This window comes from Collinsella aerofaciens, assembly GCF_009876115.1.
Lineage (GTDB): Bacteria > Actinomycetota > Coriobacteriia > Coriobacteriales > Coriobacteriaceae > Collinsella > Collinsella aerofaciens_N.
Map to the genome: position 1 here is coordinate 87,837 of NZ_WWSY01000003.1, position 21,678 is coordinate 109,514.

A 21,678-nucleotide genomic window follows, 5' to 3' on the forward strand; every position below is an offset into this window, starting at 1 on the left:
CCTACACCGGAAGCATGCCAGAGATTGCCGTTACGATCAGGCCAAAGACGACCATAAAAATGAAGAACTTCCAAATGGTCTTCCACCATTGACCAAACGAGATCTTTGCCACGGCAAGACCGGCAACCGTCATGCCCGCCACGGGACTGATGGTGTTGATGGTCTGATTAGCAAACTGGAGCGCGGTAACGGCGGCTTCGGGATTGAGGCCCATAAGCTCGGTCAGCGGACCCATGACGGGCATGGTGAGCGCCGCAAGTCCAGAGCTCGAGGGAACCAGCAAAGAGAGCAGGCCAAGGACGATATACATAAACGTGGTGTAGACGGCGGCAGGTGCACCGGCCAGTGCAGTAGCGAGCGCCTGGAGGATGGTGTCGATGATCATGCCACCCTCTGCAATGACCAAGATGCCGCGAGCGATGCCGATGACGATGGCGGCGTACGCAAAGTCGGCAATGCCTTTAACGAACTCCTCGGCGATCGTCTGCTGGTCAAGGCCGCCCAGGATACCGGCAAGCAAGCCCATACCAAGGAACACGGCGGAAATCTCATTCATGTACCAGCCCTGGGTAACAAGACCCCAGACGATAATGCCCATACCGCAGGCAAAATCGATAAGCACGAGCTTCTGACGGGTAGTGAACTCTTCCTCGATGGAGGCATCGGTCACGGAAAACTCAACACGCTTGAGCTTGTCGTCCTCGTACGTAATGGACGACTCGGGGTTTTTCTTGACACGCATGGCATAGCGCATGGCCCACGCGATACCGACGGCAGTGAAGATGACCCAAGAAACGGCGCGCAGCCACAGCTGAGGATTGCCCTCGATACCAATGATGCCTTGGGCGATCAAAACATTAAACGGGTCGATGGTCGAAGCACAATATCCCAGGTTAGGACCAAGGAAGCAGATGATAAACGCCGTCATCGAGTCATACCCGATACCCATCATGATGGGAATGAAGATGGCATAGAACGGCAGGGCTTCCTCAGACATACCAAACGTAGTGCCGCAAATGGACAGCAACGTCATCGTGATGGGAATGATGAGGATGTCCTTGTTCTTGAGCTTTTTAATCACACGGCTCATGCCGGCATTCAAAGCGTTGGTCTTGGTGATGACTGCGAACGATCCGCCAATCAATAAGACGAACGCAACGACGTCGGCAGCCTCCTGGATGCCCTTAGTAGGCGCTTGCAGGACCGCAAAGATATCCTGGCCCAGATTGATGGTCTCGCCGGTCTCGGAATCGGTGTAGTTCTTATCGACCTGTTCATAGGTTCCAGCAACGGCGACTTCACGCTCGCCCGCCGCTGTCGAAATCGTCTTGCGCTGATACTGACCAGAGGGAACGATCCAAGTCAGGACCGCAAAGACAACGATCAGCAAGAACATGATCGTATAGACATGCGGTAATTTGAACTTAAAACGTCTGTTTGTCTTCTTCGCCTTCGTATCTGACATAGATACCTCCAAAGAACTCGAGACTGCATCACATCTCGCTTCAACGCCTGCGCAAGGCAAACGTTCTATGACGTTCCATAGATTACCAGCAGCTTTTCCCATCATCAAGATAATTTCAAACTGATTGCCGCGACGCGGTTGAACGGTTGCGTTCGCGCCGTGAACGGTATGGAAACGCCCGGTGAGATAATCCACCGGGCGTTTCCATTCGCAATGTCCTAGATGTCAAAAACGTAGCGAGACCCAATGATCCGCTGACGACCGATGATAAACGGCCGCCGCTGCTCATCGAAAAAGAAGGCTTCCATATAAAACAAGGGTTCGCCAACGGGAACTGCCAACAGTCGAGCGACCTCGGGCGACGCGCACGCGATCTCGAGCGTGCACGGGTCGGTAAACGCGGGCGTGCGGCCCGTCCGGTTGCGCACGAACTCAAAATGGATTGGTTAGATAGAGGTGCCGTTGATAGATAGGCGTTGTCCTCGTAAACGTATATGTTGTTCTCGAGCATGACAGGGACGCCATCGGCAGTACGCACACGCTCAACGCAAATCAAATCAGTTCCAACGGGAACACCAAAGAACTGCGCTTCGGTAGAATCTGCCGGCAGTATCTTTCTCGAAATGACGCACGCCCCCGGCTCCATTCCGTTAACGCGGCATGCGTCCGAAAAACTCTGGACGTCATCCTTCTGGCGAATCTTGCGCTTGAGCTTGGGGGCATTGACAAACGTGCCTTTCCCCTGCCGCTTCGTTAGATAGCCCTGCTGGACGAGCTCCTCAATAGCGCGTCGCACGGTAACGCGGCCAACTTTATAGTTCTCAGCCAATTCGAATTCGTTGGGTATCCGCGCGCCCGCCTTGTAGGCACCGGAATTGATTTCGTTTTTAATGATATCGATAACCTGTTGGTACAGCGGTATCGCTGCTTTACCGTCAGTTAGTCCTTCAGTCGGTGGCATATACCCTCTCCCAGCCCAATTAAGTCAAAAGCGGGCTTAAGGGCATTCAACAAGCCCTTAAGCCCGCATTAGCATAAAGTATGCTTGCTGTCGCACCAAAATGTCGGGTATTTACTCATCTGACCCGAAAAACGCGCAACTACCGCGCTCCTAAGAAAGCGTGAGCAGCTCCGGCAGCTGGTCGATAATCTTGTCCGCGGCATCCTGGCTAAAGCCAAAGCGCTCCTCGCGCTTGGCAATAACTGTCAGGCCGGCTCGCTTGCCGGCAGTGATGCCAGGCACCGAATCCTCAACGCAGCAGCAGCGATTCGCGGGCAGCCCCAGCAGGTCCAGCGCATGCAGGTAGATGTCGGGCTCGGGCTTGCTCTCCTTAAACTGCTCGCCGCTCACCACATACTCAAAGGCATCCGACAGCCCGCACGCATTGAGCACTTCCTCGATGCTATCCATGGGAGACGAGCTGGCAAGCGCCACGCGAACGCCACGGCGCGGCAGCTCTCGAATCGTATCCACGGCGCCTGGGTTAATCAAAGCCTGATAGTCGCGCGGACGCTTATGCGCCCACTCGTCCCAACGGATCAACGCTTCCTCGCCAGTTAAATGCCCCTTCCCGGCGCGCTCAAACCAATCGACCAGCATACGCAGGAAGAACTGATGCGAGGTACCAACCTGCCCGTTCAACTCCTCTTGAGTCAGGTTAAGTCCAAGCTCCTTGGCAAACGCGGCAGTCTCGCCCAGGTAGTAATACTCGGTATCGACAATGACGCCGTCCATGTCAAAGATAACGGCGTCGAACGGAAATGCGGACACGGCACCCTCCCTAACAAAAGGGCGCCCGCAAGCGGACGCCCGAGCCATGCACTATCGGCGATTCTAGCCCAGCAGCTTATTCAGCGCCACCGCAATACCGTCTTCGTTGTTATTGGCGGTCACCATCTGGGCCACAGCCTTAACCTCATCGACGGCGTTGCCCATGGCAACACCGGTGCCGGCCCACTCAATCATAGACTTGTCGTTCTGGCCGTCGCCAAACGATACGACCTCGCTGGCATCGATGCCGAGCTTGGGCAGGGCACCCTCGAGCGCGCGGGCCTTGTCAATACCGGGCGCCGTGTACTCAAAGTACCAGTCGGCCGTAAACATACCCGAAAGCGTCTGGGTAAAGGGCGCGTACATCTCCTCGTAATGCGCTTGCAGATAGGCCGGGTCGCCCGCCGTCAGCAGCTTGTCCACGGGATAAGCATCAGCGACCTCATGCAGGCTCTCCACCTCGCGAATCTTAAGATCGCACGCGTCGCGCTCATACTTGACGATGTTTTTCTGCGAGCCATCCGGCAGCGTAATCATGCAATGGTACGAGTCCTCGACGTGCAAATCGCGACCGAGCGAAATCATAGGGATCACGTCAAAATTACGCAGGTGATCAATCAGGCGATGCAATTCGTCGGCAGGCATAGCCTGATCGAACAGCACCTCGTCGGTCTGGGCATCGACGACGTGTGCGCCGTTAAAGGCCACCAGCAGACCGTCATGGTTTTGAAGGTCGAGCTCCTGCGCCAAGGCGTGCAGCCCCCATGCGGGACGGCCCGACGCCAAGATGAGCTTAATGCCCGACTCCTGCGCAGCGAGCAGCTTCTCGCGCGTACGCGGGCTAATCACTTTCTGGTCGTTGGTGAGCGTACCGTCAATATCCATCGCGATGGCTTTGATTGCCATATATGCCTCCCTGTCATTGAATAACCTTGTCTGAGTCATCATACAGAACAGCCACCGCGACTCCGTTTGCAACGGGAAAAATGTCATATTGTCCCGAACATGAACGGCGCGCCTTCGACGATTGCGATGCCCGTCGAGGCGCCTCCCGATACATTCCATCCTATCCAAATAGCAAGGGGCCCGTATCCCAACGGATACGGGCCCCTTTCAGCCATAAGCCAACTCGGCCGTAAAAACTACTTGCGGTGAGCGCGGTAGAACTCGATGAGCGCCTGGGTCGAAGCGTCCTGCTCGGCCTTGGCAGCGTCGTCGTGGAAGGCCGGGGTGATCTGCTTGGCAAGCTGCTTGCCCAGCTCGACGCCCCACTGGTCGTAGGAGTCGATGCCCCAGACCGTGCCCTCGACAAACGTGATGTGCTCGTACAGGGCGATGAGCTCGCCGAGTGCGAACGGGGTCAGCGTGTCGCCAAAGATCGAGGTCGTCGGACGGTTGCCCTCAAAGCAGCGAGCCGGGACGATCTGCTCGGGCGTGCCCTCGGCGCGCACCTCATCGGCCGTCTTACCAAAGGCGAGCGCCTTGGTCTGGGCCAGGAAGTTGCCCAGGAACAGCTCGTGCACGTCCTGACCGCTGTCGGTTGCGGGGTTGGCGGTGTTGGCGAAAGCGATAAAGTCGGCCGGAACCACCACGGTGCCCTGGTGCAGCAGCTGGTAGAAGGCGTGCTGACCGTTGGTGCCGGGCTCGCCCCAGAAGATCTCACCGGTATCGGAGGTCACAGCGCTGCCGTCCCAGCGGACGTGCTTGCCGTTGGACTCCATGGTGAGCTGCTGCAGGTAGGCCGGGAAACGGTGCAGGTACTGGCAGTACGGCAGCACGGCGTGGCTCTTGGAACCGAAGAAGTTGACGTACCAGACGTTGAGCAGGCCCATCAGCGCGACGGCGTTGTTCTCGAGCGGCGTGTTGCAGAAGTACTCGTCGATGGCGTGGAAGCCCTCGAGGAACTGCTGGAAGCGCTCGGGGCCGAGCACGACGATCAGCGACAGGCCCACGGCGGAGTCGACAGAGTAGCGGCCACCGACCCAGTTCCAGAAACCAAAAGCGTTAGCGGGGTCGATGCCGAAGGCCTCGACCTTCTCGAGTGCGGTGGAAACGGCGACAAAGTGCTTGGCCACGGCCTCGGCGTTCTGCTCATCGGAGCCGTCGATGGCACCCTGAGCCTTGAGCTGCTCGAGCATCCAGGTCTTGACCTCACGAGCGTTGGTGAGGGTCTCAAGCGTGGTAAAGGTCTTGGAGACGATAATCACGAGCGTGGTCTCGGGATCCAAACCCTTGAGCTTCTCGGCCTGGTCGTTGGGGTCGATGTTGGAGATGTAGCGGCAGTCAATACCGGCGTCGGCGTAGGGACGCAGGGCCTCGTAGGCCATGACCGGGCCCAGATCGGAGCCGCCGATGCCGATGGACACCAGGTGCTCGATCTTTTTGCCGGTAACACCCTTCCACTCACCGGAGCGCACGCGCTCGGCGAAGGCATACATGCGGTCGAGAACCTCGTGCACGTCGGCGACGACGTCCTGGCCGTCGACGATGAGCTGGCCCCTCTCGCTTGCCGGGCGGCGCAGCGCGGTGTGCAGGACGGCGCGGTCCTCGGTGGTGTTGATGTGCTCGCCGGAGAACATGGCGTCGCGGCGCTCCTCGAGCTTCACCTCGCGGGCAAGATCGCACAGCAGCTTGACGGTCTCATCGGTCACCAGGTTCTTGGACAGGTCGAAGTGCAGGTCACCGGCGTCAAAGCTCAGCTTGTTCACGCGCTCTGCATCGGCAGCGAACCAGGCCTTGAGGTCGATGCCCTCGGCCTCGAGCTTCTCCTGATGGGCCTCGAGCGCCTTCCAAGCGGCAGTCGACGTAGCATCGATAGGTGCGGCAACAGTTGCCATAGAGTCCTCCTCAGCATACGGGCGCACGCCTCCATGCGCCCGGACATTCAGATGCCACTATTCTAGCGCAGGTCAAGACTATAATCAGCGAGCGTTGCCAATCGGCCCCCAAACGGCAACCGATCAAAAAGGGGCAGGTTTATTTTGGCAGGTCAAACGCTTTACCAATCAAAAATAACCTATCCCTTTATGCCAAATATTAGGCCGCTGCGCACACGCTGCCGAGCAACTCACGCAGAGGAGACCCAATGCCCTCCAGCAGTTCGGGCGCGATGATGGCGAAAACGGGAACCTCGCCGGCACCCACAACGGCGGGCACTTTTCCCTCGGAGACGATGCATCCATAAGGCACAAAGCCGTCCTCACCGGCATCGAGCGCCTCCATACGACGGGCGAGCTCGCGCGCAAAGCCGGCCGTATCGGCATCGCCGATCGCCAGGACAAAGTCCACGCCCTCATCGGTCGCCAGGGCTACGGCCTCATCGACCAAATCGTCTCCCCCGTCGCCCCCGACCAAACCGCAGCGGAAAAGCACGCGCTCGAGCAGGGCGCGATCGAGCGAGCCCAGCGCCGCCGAAACGAGTTCATCACGCGTGTGCTTGTCGCCTCCCAGCACGACCAGCGCCTTGGTGCCGCCATAGTGAGCGACCAATCGCCCGCACCAGCGAGCCACATCCCCATCCGCAACCAAGCGCGTCGGCATACCAAACCCATAGTTGACCATTATCCCCACAACCCTTCCGTGCGTATAGGTGGTATCAATCGTTAGCCTCATGCTACGAAGCGAGGTTTTCCGAGCTGTTTCGCGCTCTTTAGAGCTGCGTTAAAAACCCGATGCAACCGCACGACCATACCTGCCAAAAAGGGGCAGGTTTTGACGGTGTCCGGTCGAGTAGGTATTATCGAACAGGTATTCGATAAGAACATGTGTTTGATGGGAGGCACGGATGGCGCACGAGCAGCACACCTACATCTGCATCGACCTCAAGACGTTTTACGCCAGTGTCGAGTGCGTCGACCGCGGACTCGACCCACTCACTACGTGCCTGGTCGTTGCCGACGAATCGCGCGGGCGCACGACCATCTGCCTCGCCATCACACAGGCTATGAAGGACCTCGGGATACACAACCGCTGCCGTCTGTTCGAGATTCCCGACGGCATCGACTGCATCAAGGCCGTACCGCGCATGCAGCACTACATGGAGGTGTCGGCGAAAATCTACGGCATCTATCTGGAATACGTGAGTCCGCAAGACATTCACGTCTACTCCATCGACGAATGCTTTATCGACGTGACGCCCTATCTGGACCTCTATCACACCGATGCGGAAGGGTTCGCCTGCACGCTGCGCGACGAGGTCTTGGCGCGCACCGGCATCACGGCGACGGTCGGCATCGGCCCCAACCTATTCCAGGCCAAGGTAGCGCTCGACATTACCGCCAAGCACGTACCCAGCCGCATCGGCATACTCGACGACGGGACCTTTCGCAAGGAGATCTGGCCCCATCGCCCCATCACCGACATCTGGGGCATCGGCCCCGGCGTGGCGGCCCGTCTCGAGAAATACGGCGTCTACGACCTGATGGGCGTCGCCGCACTCGACGAGAACCTGCTCTACGACGAACTCGGCGTCAATGCCGAATATCTCATCGACCACGCCTTCGGGCGCGAGCCGACAACCATCGCCGATATCCAAGCCTATCGCCCGCAAGCGACCTCGACCACCACAGGACAGGTGCTCTCGAAGGGCTATGCCTACGAGCAGGCCTACACCGTCTTGCGCGAAATGGTCGACAACGCCGTGTTGGATCTAGTCGATAAGCACGTGGTCTGCGACAGCATCTCGCTCTTTGTGGGCTACGCGAGCGAGCGCGCCGACATACGCCGGCTCAACGCCAGCGGCACGGCGCAGTATATAGACGGCTGCGGACACCTGCGCTCGAGCACCTCGGGCATCGAGCCCGCAGCGACCGACGGCCCCGAGCTCGCGCCCCGTGCTCCCAAGCCCGTCCAGCGCGATGACGAAAGGCGTCGTCTGGTGCGCGAAGCGCAGGCAATCGATGGCATCTTTGTGGGCGAACACGGCGGCAAACCGCGTGGTGGCTATGCCGCGCTCTTTGCGCACTCCAACGCCTCGCGAAAGCTGCCCGAGCGCACTAATTCGTTTAAGAAGATCATGGGGTATTTCGATGACCTTTGGGCACAAACAGTCGATCCCAAACGACCGGTCAAGCGCATCAACCTGGGATTTGGCAACCTCATGCCCGAGGAATTTGCCACCATCGATCTGTTCAGCGATATCGAGGCCGATGAGCGCGAGCGCGACCTGGCGCGCGCCGTCCTGGCCGTGAAAGGCAAGTACGGCAAGAACGCGCTCGTCAAGGGATTAAGCTTTACCGCCGGCGCCACCGCGCGCGAACGCAACGACCAAGTTGGAGGACACCGTGCCTAAACCCAAACAACAGCCCGTGCGCCCGCCGACCGCCTTCGAGCGCCTGGCGGACCCCGAGGGCAGGCGCCGCGCCGCCGACCCCAAGCTCACCGCCAACGGCGCCGTCCGTGCCGGCCGTGCCGCGCAGTTTATGCCCTTTGCCGCCCTCACGGGATACTACGAACTCGTGCGCAAGCAGGAAATCACCGTCGAGCCAAAACGTGAGCTCACGGAAGAAAAAGCCCTCGTGCTCTCTAAAAAACTCGAGGGTCTCAAACGTGGCGACTTGGTTCGTGTCAACTATTACGATACATACGGCTATCGCAGCCGCACCGGCATCCTCGACGAGGCGCTCCCCGCCTTCAAGCTCCTCAAGCTCCGAGACATCGCCATCGACTTCGACGACATCCAAGACATCGAACTGCGCGGACGAGCCTAGCCAAGGAAGCGCATCCAGGGCGGCGCTTACAGCGTCATGACGTAGTAGCCCGCGTCTTTCACGGCCGTCTCGAGGACACCACGATCAACCGGCTGCTTAGAGCGCACGCGTGCCGTGTGGTCCGCATACGTCACCGTTGCCCACACGCCATCCAGCGCATTGAGGGCATTGGCTACGTTCTGAGCGCAGCTGTCACAGCTCATGCCGCCGATGAGCAGCTCATCGCTATAGGGATAGTGTGACGCATCGGTATCCACCACAACAACCTTTTTGGCCTTCTTGCCGCTCGTACCATCGCTGCAGCAACTCTTCCCGTGTGTCGAAGCGGCAATGCGACGCAGTCCAAAAAACATGCCGACGGCAATGACGGCCAGCACGATGAGATTCGCAGGGTTGAGCAAGTCACTCATGCGCTCCCCTTTCAAGTAGCACTATCTAGATACCCCCATGGGGTGTCCCCATCTTAACCCAAAATCATGTCTGTTCGGTCAATTAGTTTCCCTCTTCAAACTTTTTTGTTGACCATGGCTTACTTTCGTGTATAAGTTTTCCTAGGCTAACAGTTTAGATCCGTAAGGAGCGCCGTGACTCGAACCATAGATATCCCAACGTTTCAGGCAGCGGTCGTGCGCAACTGCTCTCCCACGCTCGCGGGCATCAAGCCGGCATCGCTCTTTACCTATCCAGGCACCTACGCCCACGGGAACGGCTCGACCACAACCGAAACCATCGCAGAACGTCGAGCACGCCTGCTCAACGTTATCGCCCAGTGCAATCGCGAGCTTGACCCGCTCGGCATCCACCTGAGTGTTTTGGTCTGGCGGCCCTGCGGAGCACTCGTGTACGTGTACCGAGCCAAAAGCCTCGCCACCTATTTCGCAGACCCTCGCGCCCAAACAGCGCTCGCCTCGGAAGGCTACGACACGAGAGACCTTTCGACATGCCTTGTGCATTTGGCATCACGCATCACGCTCGCGAGCAATAACGTCGCGGAATGCGCTTGTAGCCAGACTCGATGCGCACTACCCCAGCAAGCTAGCTGCAGCAACGACTGCACCTGCGAGTTTCCGCACGAAATAGGCTACTTCCTTGGATATCCCTACGACGACGTGCACGAGTTTATCGTCCAGCGCGGCGAGAACTACAAGGTCTTTGGAGCTTGGAAGGTCTACACGAATGTCGAGCAAGCGCTTGCGATGTTTGACGCCTACCGCGCTTGCACTCAATACCTCACCTTTGTCTATCAGCAGGGCTGCAGCTTGGCGCAACTTGCCCAGGCAACCCGATAGAACATAGAAGCCGCGGCAACCTGCCGCACAACTGAAAGGACTCAACATGAGCAAGATCGCCGTCGTCTACTGGAGCGGCACGGGCAACACCGAGGCCATGGCAAACCTCGTCGCCGAAGGCGCCACGTCCGCGGGTGCCGAGACTGAGGTCATCCCCTGCGCCGACTTCTCTGCCGACAAGGCCGCCGAATATGATGCCTTCGCCTTCGGCTGCCCCGCCATGGGCTCCGAGGAGCTTGAGTATGACGAGTTTCAGCCTATGTGGGACGAGGTCAAGGAGACCCTCGGCGACAAGAAGGTCGTCCTCTTTGGCTCCTATTCGTGGGCCGAGGGCGAGTGGATGGACAACTGGAAGGCCGACGCCGACGAGGCCGGAGTCAACGTCGTGGACTCCGTCATTTGCTACGATGCGCCCGACGATGAGGGCGAGGCGGCATGCCGTGCCCTTGGCGCCGAGCTGGCCTAGCAGCACCACCGAGCCCGACAGAAGGGGCTCACGCTACATTATCGACATCCCAACAAAAAACGGGACTGGATTCATGTCCAGCCCCGTTTTCTGTAATGCCAGCCGCATGAACCAGCTACGAGATATTGCCCAAGAACGCCTTGGTGCGCTCGCTCTTGGGGTGGTCGAAGACCTCGCTCGGCGTACCCTCTTCCACAATGACGCCGCCGTCCATAAAGACGACGCGGTCGGCGACATCGCGGGCAAAGCCCATCTCGTGGGTCACCACGATCATGGTCATACCGTCACGTGCCAGATCGCGCATGACGCCCAGGACGTCGCGGACAAGCTCGGGGTCAAGCGCCGACGTGGCCTCGTCAAAGAGCATCACGTGTGGATTCATCGACAGGGCGCGGGCGATGGCCACGCGCTGCTGCTGACCGCCCGAAAGCTGACTCGGCATAAAATCGATGCGCTCGGCCAGACCGACCTTGGTGAGCTCCTCGACGGCGATCTTCTCGGCCTCTTCCTTGCTGCGCTTGAGCACCTTTTGCTGCGCAAGCATGACGTTCTTTTTGACCGACAGGTGCGGGAACAGGTTGAACTGCTGAAAGACCATGCCCAGGTGCGTACGCACTTTGTTGAGGTCGACACCCTTGGCGCACACATCCACGCCCTCAACGATAATCGAGCCGCTCGTGGGATGCTCCAGGCGATTGATGCAGCGAAGCATCGTCGACTTGCCCGAGCCCGAAGGACCCAGGACTACGACGACCTCGCCCTTGTGCACATCCAGATCGATGTCGCGCAGGACCACGTTATCGCCGAAGGCCTTCTGGAGGTTCTTGATGCTGACGACGACCTCGTTCGAGTTATTGGTTTCGCTCATGATAGGACCTCCTTACAGACCGGCGATGTGGTCGGCGGGCGTCGCGACGACCTGTCCAGCGCTCTTGGCGGGACGCTTCTTCTTGGTTTCGGCCGTCCCCAGAAGCCTCGCCTCAAGACCGCTCACCAAGCGAGCAAGCGGCAGGGTGATGACCAGGTAGAACAGCGCGGCAACCACATACGGCGTAATGGAACCCGTCGTGGCCACGATGGTACGGGCGTTCATGACGATCTCGACCACGCCCACGGCCGCGAGCAGCGACGTATCCTTGTAAAGCAGGATAAATTCACTGGTCAGCGTAGGCAGGACATTACGGAACGTCTGCGGAATCATGACATAGAGCAGCGTCTGGAACGCGTTCATGCCCAGCGAACGCGCAGCCTCGTTCTGGCCCTTGGGGATCGACTGAATACCGGCGCGGAAGATCTCACACAGATAGGCAGACGAGTTCATGGCCATGACGATGACGCCGAGCACGTAGTCATCAACCTTGACGCCGGCCAACGGCAGACCGAAGAACGCGATATAGATCTGCAGGAACGCCGGCGTACCGCGAATGATATTCACGTAGATGCCGGCGAGGCAGCGCAGGATGCGCGACTTGGAGATGCGCATGAGCGACAGGGCGAAACCGAAGGGAATTGCCAGCGGAAACGCCACAAGTACGATCGAAAGCGACATGAGAAAGCCTTTGAAAACGATCGGCAGGCTCTGGACCAAAATGACCGGGTTCAGGAACAGGCGCAGGAACATATTGGAATTCCATGCCTCGACCCACGGCTGCTCCTTAAGGTCGGCCAGGAAGTTATCGAATGCCGTCACGCCCTTGATCTCCACCGACGGAATCTTGGAGATCTTCTTGGTCGAACCATCGGCCAAAGTGTAGGTGCCGCTAAAGGCCTCGTCGCCGCCCTCGACGGGGAAGGTCACGCCGTAGACCTCGACACGGAAATAACCGCCGGCGGGCGCCGTCTCGCCAAAATCAATCTTGAGCGTCTGGCCGTCAGCCTTGCACGTGGGCTTCATGGGCGTACGATCCATGAGGTCCTCGCCCGAGAGCATCGTCAATCGCGTGTCATCGGTACCAAACGTCGTGCCGTCGACAAACGTCAGCGAAAGACCGCTCAGCTCCTCATCGGCATCGGCCTGGACCTCCCAGGTAATGCGCGTCTCGGTACCGCCGACCACAGCGCTGCCCGAACCGGTGTTGGGTCGGGCGGTAATCTTTGCGGTCTCAAGCGCTTGGGCGGTCGTGGGCGCATATGCCCCCACACACACCAGCGCGAGCGCCACGGCCATGACGCAGGCTAGCTTTTGGAGCAAGGCGGGCAGTGGAAAACGCTGCTCCGCGGCCCCTTTGTTCAGTCGAGACAAGGTGGCTCCTATCGTAGAAGTTGCCGGCAAAACGAGACGGAAATGCTCTCCGTCAAGAGAAGCGCAAAGGCCCTCTCCGCCAAAGCGGAAAGGGCCCGCGAGCAATCAAGTAGCTATTTTACTTGATGTTGTACTTAGCCATGAGGGCATCAACGGTACCGTCGTCGGTCAGGTCCTTGATGGCCTGGTTGATGTCGTCCTTGAGCTTGGTGTTGCCCTGGTTGATGGCGATGGCGTACTCCTCGCCGGTGCTAATCTGCTTAATGGTCTGGCAGGTGTTGAACTGCTCGGCGGTCAGCTGGCTGGCAACGGAGCGGTTGGTGACTACGGCGTCGCCCTTATCGGACTGCAGAGCGCTGAAGCACTCGGTGGCGTCCTTGTAGGGGACAATCTTGGCCTTGGGGAAGTTCTCCTGGGCAAAGGACTCGGCGGTCGAGCCAGACTGGACGATGATGGTAGCATCGGCGTTGTTGAGCTTCTCGCTGTAGTTGTCGGCCGTGATGTCGGTGTTATCGACCTTGGTCACGATAGCCTGATCGTCCATGTAGTAGGAATCGGAGAAAGTGACTTCCTTCTCACGCTCGGGCGTGTCGGTGATAGCCGCGATGGAAACGTCATATTTGGCGCCCGAAGCGACGCCCGGAACCAGCGTGTCAAAGTCATTGTTGACATACTCGACATCCAGGCCCAGCTTGTCGCCGATAGCCTTGATGAGCTCAAGGTCAAAGCCCTGATAATCGCCGTTGTCATCCTTGTACTCAAACGGAGCGTACTCGGCAGAGGTGCCAACGGTCAGCGTACCGTCCTTGACGAGCGCGTACTCCTTGGAGCCGTCGACCTTCTCGACCTTAGCGTCGTCAGAGCTGCTGGAACCGGCATCAGAACCAGAGGTGGCGTTGGACGAGCCGCAGCCCGTCAGAGCGAGGGCGAGCGCCATAGCACCCGTGGCGGCAAATGCGCCAAGCTTCTTCAGCTTCATAATCAGTCTCCTTCCAATGACCCCACGTGATTCAGAGGTCTGCAAAAACTGAGGGTTATTATGCACCCGCTTGGAAGAATCTGCAATTAGAAAACTGATTGAAACAAACCCATAACGTGAATGGAGCACTCCACTTTATGGCAGCCTTTACTGCTGCAACGACCTTAACAGTTTGATTTCAGCCGCATAACCTGCAAGTTCGTTCGGTGTCTCCAAGATGAATGGCAATGCGCGCAAGCGGCCATTCGATACGATATTCTGTATAACCTGCATACCGCCGCCAAACTCTTCACTACCCAGGTAGCCCTTGCCGATGCACTCGTGGCGATCCTTATGGGCGCCGCAGGGATTCTTGGAGTCATTGATGTGCACGGCGCGCAGGCGCTCGATACCCACCACACGATCGAACTCGTCAAGCACACCGTCAAGATCGCGGACGATGTCATAGCCGGCGTCATTCACATGGCAGGTGTCTAGGCACACGCCCAACTTGGCCGACAGCTCGGGGCGCTTGTCGGCAACGCCCCCGATGATGAGCGCCAGCTCCTCAAAGCTGCGGCCCACCTCGGTGCCCTTGCCGGCCATGGTCTCGAGCAGCACCGTCGTCTGCTGGCCCTCAAACATCACCTGGCACAGGGTGTTGACGATCATCTGAATGCCGGCGTCGGAGCCCTGCCCCACATGCGCACCGGGATGGAAGTTGTAGTAGTTGCCGGGCAGCGCCTCCATGCGCCGCAGGTCCTCGGCCATGGCCTCCAGGGCAAACTCGCGCGCCCGCTCCTTAGCGGAGCAGGGGTTATAGGTATACGGGGCATGAGCCACGAGCGGGCCAAAGTCGTTTTGCTCCATAAGCTCGCACAGGGCCGCCACGTCATCCATGTCAAGGTCTTTTGCCTTGCCACCGCGCGGGTTGCGCGTAAAGAACGCAAAGGTATTGGCGCCAATGGACAACGCCGTCTCCCCCATCGCCCGATAGCCCTTCGTCGTCGAAAGATGACACCCGATCGTCAGCATCTCCAACTCCCCCTCATCAGTTGCGGTGAAATACGGTCTATTGGTGCCTTATTTTGGCGCAAACAGACCGTATTCCACCGCAAGATATAAAAGGGACATCGGGGGCACGGTCCGCCGAGCCTTCTTGAGCACCAGCACCGCAGCCTAGAGCGTCAAGCGAATCGCATCGATGATCTGCGCGCAGCGCTGTGTGGCGGTAAGGGGCATGACGGGACTCTCGAGTTTCCCCGCCCGGATGAGCTGGGTCGCATGCGAAGCTTCGCCGTAAAAATCATCGACCTCAAATGGGGCGTCGATTTCGAGCACTCGACCGTCGGAGTACTTCACATGGGCGAGCTCGGGGCGATGGAGGCGCTCGATTTCCAACGAGCCCCGCTCGCAGGCAATCGTTAAGCGGCTTTCATATGCTGCTTTGCCGTCGTACACCATATGAATGGGTATACCGCCGACACTCATATGGATCTCATCGGCCCAATCCACGCGGCCGCCCGATACGTCACGCCAGCGAACTTCACGAGACGAAACATCGCACGCACCCGCAAGCAGATCCTCAAACCACCCGACCGCATAGCAGCCCATGTCATATAGACAGCCACCCTGCAACGGATCGAGCAGATAACTCGAAGGGGGCTCACCATAATCGAGTTTTTGCACGCTTTCGATCGAGACGATACAGCCGAGCTCGCCCGACGCAAGCAAACCCTTCACGCGAGTGCGCATCGGGCAAAACCGATTCTTCATCGCCTCCATAAACAGCACGCCGTGCTCGCGAGAGGCGGAGGAAATCGAGAGAGCCTCTTCCTCACTCAAAACGGCCGGCTTTTCGCACAGCACGGCCTTTCCGGCGCGCAGCGCGCGACAGGCCCAACGCGTATGCATGCCATGCGGAAGAGCCAAGTAGATTGCGTCGACATCGGGGTCGGCAATCAGCGCGTCATAAGCCGCATCGCCGCTACCGTCAGCCGTGGCATAACTGTGCGCGGCATCAATCGAAAACGCCCTGCAAAACCCCTCAACATGCGAAGGGGTGCGACCGGCGGCAGCCACAAGCCGTGCCCCGTCCACCTCCTTGAGCGACGATGCAAATCGGTGCGAAATGTGCCCAGCGCCCAAAACGCCCCAACGAACCTCGCGCAAATCATCATATGAATCCCGATGGCCCACGACAGCCCCCTTCAGTTGCGGTGAAATAGTTCCTGTTTAAGCCCCATTCTGCCGCAAACAGGAACTATTCCACCGCAACTTATAAAAGGGGCATCAGGAACGCGTTTTGCAAAAGGCTTTAAGCGCGGCCGTTACGGGGCCAGGCTGGAAACGTCGGCGCACATCGTCGAGACGCTCAGGAATATCGATGTGCTGCGGGCAGTGACGTGCGCATTTGCCGCATTTGACGCAATTGCTCACCAACTTGGGCTCACTCGTCCGCACCGCGCTCGCCGTAAAATACTGCGACAAGCCCGTAAACCAGCTGTGCGCATAGCTTGCGTTGTAGGCGGCGAAACACCCAGGGATATTGATGCCTTTGGGACACGGCATGCAGTAGCCGCAGCCCGTACAGGGCACGCGATTCGATTTCTCAAACTCTCCCAGCACGCGTGCGATGGTATCGAGCTGCTCTGTCGTCATCGAATTCGGCAGTGCGCGATCCGCCAATGCCACGTTCTCGTCCACCTGCGCGGTATCGGTCATGCCCGAAAGCAGCATCGTCACTTGAGGATGGTTCCACACCCACGAAAGGCCCCAAGCAGCCGGCGACTTCAGGTACGGATCGCGTACATCATCGAGCACAGCGCGGGCCCGCGGCGGCAGCTTGCCCGCTAAACGCCCGCCCAGCAGCGGCTCCATCACAAACACCGCGAGCCCGCGCTCCGCAGCCGCCATGAGTCCCGCCGTCCCCGCTTGGTAGCGCTCTCCAGCGTAGTTGTACTGGATCTGGCAAAAATCCCAGTCATACGCGTCAAGCATCGTGAGGAAGTCCGCCGCACTGCCGTGATACGAAAAACCTATCTGGCGAATACGCCCCGCAGCCTTTTGGTGCGCAATCCAGTCCTCGATGCCCAACGCCACCACGCGCTCCCACTGAGCGGGCGAGGTGATGTTGTGCATGAGGTAATAGTCGATATGGTCGGTCCGCAGGTGGCGCAGTTGCTCATCGAAGAACCGGTCGAAATCATCCGCGCACTTGCACGAAGTGTGCGGCAACTTAGTCGCCAGCAACACCCGGTCACGCAGCCCCAAGCGCTCAAGTGAGGCGCCCACGCACACCTCGTTACCGGGATAAAGATACGCAGTATCCAGATAATTAATCCCCTGTTCCACCGCACGGGAAATGATGGCATCGGCCGTCTTCGCATCGGGGTGTCCCGGCGCACCGGGAAATCTCATGCAGCCCAGACCCAGAGCAGATATTCGGTTACCACTTTTGGGGTCAACGCGGTATTGCACGGCCCCTCCTTTCGCCATCAGCGCCCCGGCAAGACGAAACACAATGGTCACGCGGCCGAAACATCGTGGAATCGCAATCGAGAACGTATCGTAACGCAGCAGAAATCGAGCCGTCACGACACCGCTTTAACATCAGCAAAAAGCCCGATGAAAGGAGCAACAAACAAATACAGCCATCCGGTGCACGCAGCATGGTCCGGCGGCATACAATCCATCAGGCGCCCTTTACGCGGGCGCCTTTTATATGGGGAGATGATTCACATGCACATCAACAAGGTCGCCTTTATCGGCAAGGGCGGCGTCGGCCTGCTCTACGGCAGTATGATTGCCAAGGCCCTCGGCAATGACGCCGTCGAATACGTTATGGATGACGCCCGTTTTGAGCGTCACGCAAACGATGCGCTCACCGTCAACGACAAGCCCTGTGCGCTCAAGTCCGTCCGCGCCAGCAAGGCAACGCCCGCCGATCTGGTCATCCTGACGGTCAAGACCACCGGTCTCGACCAAGCACTCAAGACTATGGAGCGCGTCGTGGGACCCAACACGCTCATCGCCTCGCTGTGCAACGGCATCACGAGCGAGCAAAAGATTGCCGAGCGCTTTGGCTGGGAGCATACCGTTCTTGGTATTTGCCAGGGTATGGACGCCGTGTTCCTCAACGGAGAGCTCACCTTTACCAACACGGGCGAAATCCGCTTTGGCGCGGCGGCCGGTACGGACCCCGCAACCATCACCGCAATCGACGAGCTCTACACGCGCTGCGGCATCGCCCATACCGTCGAGAGCGACATTGCGCACCGCATGTGGGCCAAACTCATGCTCAACGACGGCATCAACCAGACCTGCATGGCCTACGGCGGCACGTACGGAAGTGCCACGGAGCCGGGCTCCGAGCAGCGTCGCTGCCTTGTTTCCGCCATGCGCGAAACGCTTGCGGTCGCCAACGCCGAGGGCGTTGAGCTGACCGAGGCAGACCTGACGCAGATGGTGCACCTCATCGAAGGAATCGATCCCGCCGGCATGCCCTCGATGGCGCAAGACCGCGTCGCGCGGCGCAAAACCGAGGTCGAGGAGTTCGCCGGCACCATCTGCCGTCTGGCGGCCAAGCACGATATCCAGGCGCCGCAGAACGAATGGCTCTATCAGCGCATTCGCGATATCGAGGCAAGCTGGTAGCGCCCGACTCACCACGTCAACAGACTCAACAGCAAAGCCGCCGCAAGGGCACTCCCCTTACGGCGGCTTTCATCTTCATCTATAACCAGTAGTCGATGTCCCGACGGTTAGAGCTGCGACTCCGAGGCCTGGCCCTCATCGTCGCGACAAAGGACTACACCCGCGCTTCCCAGCAGTGCGGCTACGATCAGCGCGCCGACCACGATTGGAGCAGCCCCACAAGAACCCTGCATGCCCGCGACGAGCGCGGTCGTAGGACCAAGACAACCAAGCACCAATGCGACGGCGGCGACGGCGATATCTCGAGCGTTCACAAGACCACATCCTCCAAGAGAAAGACCTTATTTCTCATGAACTAGTGTGCCCCGCGCCCATATGCGCGGCGTACCGCCACGGTAAGCGCTCTGTTAACTCAAACACGCACAAAAAACGAACGCCCTTACGTTGCCCAAAGGCTCGGTAAAGACGCCCGCCCGTCATGTCCTATTGGCTTATGGCAGATTACCAGCCAGTGTAGTAGTCGGTAGTTCCGGCTGCGCAGCCGGAGTCATAGACCTTGCACTCGCCCTTGGATCCGGTAAACGTGGAGCCCTGAGCCTTATCGCCCGCGGCCACGACGTAGTAACCATCGGAATCGCGCCAAAAGCCCTCGGAATCCTGGGTCCACTCGCCCGTGCGGTGGTGATACAACACGTTGCTGCTGTAATAAGTCTCACGACGACCGTTATAGTTATTGACGCCGCTCGAGCGCGTCAGGCCGGAGCCGTTCGCGTAATATACAGCAGACGCGTAAGACGAACCGGAGCCGGCGTTGTAATGCGAAGCCTGAACGGCCTCAGCGGCCTCGGCTTCGGCTGCGGCAGCCTCGAGCGCCTCGCGCTTGGCATCCTCGAGCGTGGAGCGAAGCTCGTCGAGCTCGGTCGACTTGGCGTCGACCTCCCCCATCGTCAACAGGCTACCCGCACCGTCGATGCAACCCTGCAACACAGCGCGCTCGTCATCGGTGGCATAGTCGCCATACATATTCATAATGATCTGAGCGCGCATCTCCAGGGAATCGCGCTTTGCCCCCATCGAGGCGTTCCACTCCTGCATAGAGCCATAACCGTCGCCGCGGTAGTCGACGGGCTGCACCAGCGTCGCCTCGGACGGCGTAGATCCAACCGTATCGGATAGTGTTGCCGCGTGGGCATCAGTTGCGCCGGCGCCCGCCAAAAGTGCCACGGTCAGAGCGGCGGAAAGGGCGGCGACTATCGGTTTTCGTGAATCGATCCTCATGTAGCTGGAAACCTCCGTAGTGCGTTTTTTGCTGCGTTTGAGCTGCGTGTGATTCGATCGCGCTGCATAGTACCCCGAGCAAATCGCGACCTGCGGTTTTACTCAAAAGGCGCACGTCAATTGCGTAAAACTCACATCCACTCAACAGGAGTTTTCCATAACTCGAATGCATAAAGCGTGTCAAAAACCCTGTTTTTGCACCCTCTCTATGCAAAAAAGGCGCCTGTGCAACCATTGTTCGCACAGGCGCCTTGAGCAGGCATTTTATGCAGTTATACCTATCGAGTCGCAAGGGGTCCTTGCACAAGTCGCCTTACTCGTCCAGCGAGGCGAAGGCCTGCTTCAGATCCCAAATGATATCCTCGGCGTTCTCGGTGCCGATGGAAAGACGGATCGTGGAGGGCGTGATGTTCTGCTCGGCGAGCTCCTCGGCAGAGAGCTGGGAGTGCGTAGTGGTAGCCGGGTGTACGACGAGCGACTTGACGTCCGCCACGTTGGCGAGCAGCGAGAACACCTGCAAGTGGTCGATGAACTTCCATGCAGCCTCTTGGCCGCCCTTGATCTCGAAGGTGAAAATCGAGGCACCGCCGTTGGGGAAGTACTTCTGATAGAGCTCGTGATCGGGGTGCTCAGGCAGGCTCGGGTGGTTCACCTTGGCGACGTGGCTGTCACCAGCCAGGAACTCAACGACCTTCTTGGTGTTCTCGACATGACGGTCGACGCGCAGCGACAGAGTCTCGGTGCCCTGGAGCAGGACCCAGGCGTTGAACGGGCTAATGCAAGCGCCCTCGTCACGCAGCAGGATAGCGCGGACATAGGTTGCGAAGGCGGCGGGACCGGCAGCCTCGGCAAACGAAACACCGTGGTAGGAGGGGTTGGGCTCAGCGATCTGGGCGTACTTGCCACTCGCCTTCCAATCGAAGTTACCGCCGTCGACGATCACACCGCCCAGCGAGGTGCCGTGGCCGCCGATGAACTTGGTTGCGGAGTGGACGACGATGTTGGCTCCATGCTCCAGCGGGCGGAACAGATACGGGGTGCCGAAGGTGTTGTCGACGACAACCGGCAGACCGTGCTTCTTGGCGATCTCGGAAATGGCGTCGATGTTGGGGATGTCGGAGTTGGGGTTGCCGAGCGTCTCGAGATAGATGACCGTGGTGTTGTCCTTGATGGCACCCTCGACCTCTTCCAGGTTATGGGCATCGACAAACGTGGTCTCGACGCCAAACTGGGAAAGCGTATGCTCCAGCAAGTTGTAGGAACCGCCGTAGATAGTCTTCTGAGCCACCACGTGGTCACCGGCCTGGGCAAGAGCCTGCAGGGTATAGGTGATGGCGGCGGCACCGGAGGCGACGGCAAGACCCGCCACGCCACCCTCGAGTGCGGCGATACGGTCCTCGAAGACGCCCTGAGTGGAGTTGGTCAGACGGCCGTAGATGTTACCGGCGTCGGCAAGGCCAAAGCGGTCGGCAGCGTGCTGGGAGTTGCGGAATACATAGCTCGTGGTCTGGTAGATAGGCACGGCACGGGAGTCGGATGCAGGATCGGCACTCTCCTGGCCAACGTGCAGCTGCAGGGTATCGAAACCAAAGGTGTGCTCGGGGTTGTTGATGAACTGGCTCATGATGATCTCCTTGATCGAATAAAAGTAATAAGAGTAAGAGAAGTAAGTCGCTGTCTCCTGATCACGCCGACGGGCGCAAACAGGAGCCCGGCATTCGTCTTGGTAAGCAATTCATATGCGGGCCTCCCTTCGCATCCCGGTTTCGTGGTTGGCTTAATTACCTACCGCCTTTGTGTGTTTTGAATAGTACGAGCATTGTTTCCCTCGGTCAATCACTTAAA

Annotated in this window: 21 protein-coding genes; 5 read left to right on the forward strand and 16 right to left on the reverse strand. The window is 58.9% G+C overall.

Going from position 1 to position 21,678, the window contains the following annotated elements; genetic code table 11:
- Position 1: 1 nt before the first annotated feature.
- From GT571_RS03065 to GT571_RS03090, 6 genes are all read right to left on the reverse strand, one after another.
- Positions 2-1,465: a YfcC family protein gene (locus GT571_RS03065; RefSeq protein ID WP_161155408.1), complete on the reverse strand. Its 1,464-nt coding sequence runs from the start codon at positions 1,463-1,465 to the stop codon at positions 2-4.
- Positions 1,466-1,580: 115 nt separating this feature from the next.
- Positions 1,581-2,426 (reverse strand): GntR family transcriptional regulator, encoded by an 846-nt coding sequence (locus GT571_RS10250; protein ID WP_422110309.1) that lies wholly within the window; start codon positions 2,424-2,426, stop codon positions 1,581-1,583.
- Positions 2,427-2,576: 150 nt separating this feature from the next.
- On the reverse strand, positions 2,577-3,236 hold the full coding sequence (locus GT571_RS03075) for an HAD family hydrolase (RefSeq protein ID WP_040358370.1): 660 nt from the start codon (positions 3,234-3,236) through the stop codon (positions 2,577-2,579).
- Between the two features lie 63 nt (positions 3,237-3,299).
- Entirely contained in the window at positions 3,300-4,142 is an 843-nt protein-coding gene (locus GT571_RS03080) for a Cof-type HAD-IIB family hydrolase (RefSeq protein ID WP_192934619.1), read from the reverse strand.
- A 236-nt stretch (positions 4,143-4,378) separates the two neighbouring features.
- Entirely contained in the window at positions 4,379-6,073 is a 1,695-nt protein-coding gene (gene pgi / locus GT571_RS03085; RefSeq protein ID WP_161155410.1) for a glucose-6-phosphate isomerase, read from the reverse strand.
- A gap of 199 nt (positions 6,074-6,272) precedes the next feature.
- A complete protein-coding gene (locus tag GT571_RS03090; RefSeq protein WP_161155412.1) occupies positions 6,273-6,797 on the reverse strand; it encodes an iron-containing alcohol dehydrogenase in 525 nt (174 codons plus the stop codon).
- 223 nt (positions 6,798-7,020) lie between these two features.
- On the opposite strand from GT571_RS03090, the gene GT571_RS03095 reads away from it, so the two are divergent.
- The gene (locus GT571_RS03095) at positions 7,021-8,526 is read left to right on the forward strand and encodes a Y-family DNA polymerase (RefSeq protein WP_161155414.1); all 1,506 of its coding nucleotides are present in this window, start codon (positions 7,021-7,023) and stop codon (positions 8,524-8,526) included.
- On the forward strand, positions 8,519-8,944 hold the full coding sequence (locus GT571_RS03100) for a hypothetical protein (RefSeq protein WP_338400632.1): 426 nt from the start codon (positions 8,519-8,521) through the stop codon (positions 8,942-8,944). The genes GT571_RS03095 and GT571_RS03100 overlap by 8 nt, the downstream gene beginning before the upstream one ends.
- Before the next feature lie 26 nt (positions 8,945-8,970).
- Here the strand turns inward: GT571_RS03100 and GT571_RS03105 are convergent, their stop codons facing one another.
- Positions 8,971-9,354: a heavy-metal-associated domain-containing protein gene (locus GT571_RS03105; protein ID WP_161155416.1), complete on the reverse strand. Its 384-nt coding sequence runs from the start codon at positions 9,352-9,354 to the stop codon at positions 8,971-8,973.
- Positions 9,355-9,528: 174 nt separating this feature from the next.
- Here GT571_RS03105 and GT571_RS03110 point away from each other — a divergent pair, with 174 nt between their 5' ends.
- Both GT571_RS03110 and GT571_RS03115 read left to right on the forward strand, forming a co-directional pair.
- A complete protein-coding gene (locus GT571_RS03110) occupies positions 9,529-10,233 on the forward strand; it encodes a DUF3793 family protein (RefSeq protein ID WP_089573006.1) in 705 nt (234 codons plus the stop codon).
- 46 nt (positions 10,234-10,279) lie between these two features.
- The gene (locus tag GT571_RS03115) at positions 10,280-10,699 is read left to right on the forward strand and encodes a flavodoxin (protein ID WP_118384891.1); all 420 of its coding nucleotides are present in this window, start codon (positions 10,280-10,282) and stop codon (positions 10,697-10,699) included.
- Between the two features lie 115 nt (positions 10,700-10,814).
- On the opposite strand, the gene GT571_RS03120 is transcribed toward GT571_RS03115, so the two are convergent.
- The 6 genes from GT571_RS03120 to GT571_RS03145 all read right to left on the reverse strand — a co-directional run bounded on the left by GT571_RS03120 (position 10,815) and on the right by GT571_RS03145 (position 17,379).
- A complete protein-coding gene (locus tag GT571_RS03120) occupies positions 10,815-11,567 on the reverse strand; it encodes an amino acid ABC transporter ATP-binding protein (protein ID WP_055286888.1) in 753 nt (250 codons plus the stop codon).
- Positions 11,568-11,579: 12 nt separating this feature from the next.
- A complete protein-coding gene (locus tag GT571_RS03125) occupies positions 11,580-12,941 on the reverse strand; it encodes an ABC transporter permease subunit (protein WP_240136027.1) in 1,362 nt (453 codons plus the stop codon).
- Positions 12,942-13,059: 118 nt separating this feature from the next.
- Positions 13,060-13,920 carry an ABC transporter substrate-binding protein gene (locus tag GT571_RS03130; RefSeq protein WP_035138867.1) on the reverse strand — a complete coding sequence of 287 codons (861 nt, stop codon included), beginning with the start codon at positions 13,918-13,920 and terminating at the stop codon, positions 13,060-13,062.
- A gap of 147 nt (positions 13,921-14,067) precedes the next feature.
- On the reverse strand, positions 14,068-14,934 hold the full coding sequence (locus GT571_RS03135; RefSeq protein WP_161155418.1) for a deoxyribonuclease IV: 867 nt from the start codon (positions 14,932-14,934) through the stop codon (positions 14,068-14,070).
- Between the two features lie 144 nt (positions 14,935-15,078).
- Positions 15,079-16,098: a Gfo/Idh/MocA family protein gene (locus GT571_RS03140; protein ID WP_338400633.1), complete on the reverse strand. Its 1,020-nt coding sequence runs from the start codon at positions 16,096-16,098 to the stop codon at positions 15,079-15,081.
- 93 nt (positions 16,099-16,191) lie between these two features.
- A complete protein-coding gene (locus tag GT571_RS03145; protein WP_161155420.1) occupies positions 16,192-17,379 on the reverse strand; it encodes an aldo/keto reductase in 1,188 nt (395 codons plus the stop codon).
- Positions 17,380-17,640: 261 nt separating this feature from the next.
- Here GT571_RS03145 and GT571_RS03150 point away from each other — a divergent pair, with 261 nt between their 5' ends.
- A complete protein-coding gene (locus tag GT571_RS03150) occupies positions 17,641-18,555 on the forward strand; it encodes a ketopantoate reductase family protein (RefSeq protein ID WP_240136036.1) in 915 nt (304 codons plus the stop codon).
- Between the two features lie 107 nt (positions 18,556-18,662).
- Here the strand turns inward: GT571_RS03150 and GT571_RS03155 are convergent, their stop codons facing one another.
- The 3 genes from GT571_RS03155 to GT571_RS03165 form a co-directional block, all read right to left on the reverse strand.
- On the reverse strand, positions 18,663-18,869 hold the full coding sequence (locus GT571_RS03155) for a hypothetical protein (RefSeq protein WP_117817167.1): 207 nt from the start codon (positions 18,867-18,869) through the stop codon (positions 18,663-18,665).
- A 187-nt stretch (positions 18,870-19,056) separates the two neighbouring features.
- Entirely contained in the window at positions 19,057-19,833 is a 777-nt protein-coding gene (locus tag GT571_RS03160; protein WP_161155423.1) for a hypothetical protein, read from the reverse strand.
- A 313-nt stretch (positions 19,834-20,146) separates the two neighbouring features.
- Positions 20,147-21,457 carry an O-acetylhomoserine aminocarboxypropyltransferase/cysteine synthase family protein gene (locus GT571_RS03165; RefSeq protein ID WP_161155425.1) on the reverse strand — a complete coding sequence of 437 codons (1,311 nt, stop codon included), beginning with the start codon at positions 21,455-21,457 and terminating at the stop codon, positions 20,147-20,149.
- Positions 21,458-21,678 lie beyond the last annotated feature (221 nt).

Excerpts from the sequence above, each read along its gene's own strand:
- GT571_RS03120 (WP_055286888.1), bottom strand. The coding sequence starts at position 11,567 with ATGAGCGAAACCAATAACTCGAACGAGGTCGTCGTCAGCATCAAGAAC.
- GT571_RS03135 (WP_161155418.1), bottom strand. The coding sequence starts at position 14,934 with ATGCTGACGATCGGGTGTCATCTTTCGACGACGAAGGGCTATCGGGCG.
- GT571_RS03095 (WP_161155414.1), top strand. The coding sequence starts at position 7,021 with ATGGCGCACGAGCAGCACACCTACATCTGCATCGACCTCAAGACGTTT.
- pgi (WP_161155410.1), bottom strand. The coding sequence starts at position 6,073 with ATGGCAACTGTTGCCGCACCTATCGATGCTACGTCGACTGCCGCTTGG.
- GT571_RS03150 (WP_240136036.1), top strand. The coding sequence starts at position 17,641 with ATGCACATCAACAAGGTCGCCTTTATCGGCAAGGGCGGCGTCGGCCTG.
- GT571_RS03065 (WP_161155408.1), bottom strand. The coding sequence starts at position 1,465 with ATGTCAGATACGAAGGCGAAGAAGACAAACAGACGTTTTAAGTTCAAA.
- GT571_RS03105 (WP_161155416.1), bottom strand. The coding sequence starts at position 9,354 with ATGAGTGACTTGCTCAACCCTGCGAATCTCATCGTGCTGGCCGTCATT.
- GT571_RS03115 (WP_118384891.1), top strand. The coding sequence starts at position 10,280 with ATGAGCAAGATCGCCGTCGTCTACTGGAGCGGCACGGGCAACACCGAG.
- GT571_RS10250 (WP_422110309.1), bottom strand. The coding sequence starts at position 2,426 with ATGCCACCGACTGAAGGACTAACTGACGGTAAAGCAGCGATACCGCTG.
- GT571_RS03080 (WP_192934619.1), bottom strand. The coding sequence starts at position 4,142 with ATGGCAATCAAAGCCATCGCGATGGATATTGACGGTACGCTCACCAAC.
- GT571_RS03165 (WP_161155425.1), bottom strand. The coding sequence starts at position 21,457 with ATGAGCCAGTTCATCAACAACCCCGAGCACACCTTTGGTTTCGATACC.
- GT571_RS03160 (WP_161155423.1), bottom strand. The coding sequence starts at position 19,833 with ATGAGGATCGATTCACGAAAACCGATAGTCGCCGCCCTTTCCGCCGCT.
- GT571_RS03130 (WP_035138867.1), bottom strand. The coding sequence starts at position 13,920 with ATGAAGCTGAAGAAGCTTGGCGCATTTGCCGCCACGGGTGCTATGGCG.
- GT571_RS03090 (WP_161155412.1), bottom strand. The coding sequence starts at position 6,797 with ATGGTCAACTATGGGTTTGGTATGCCGACGCGCTTGGTTGCGGATGGG.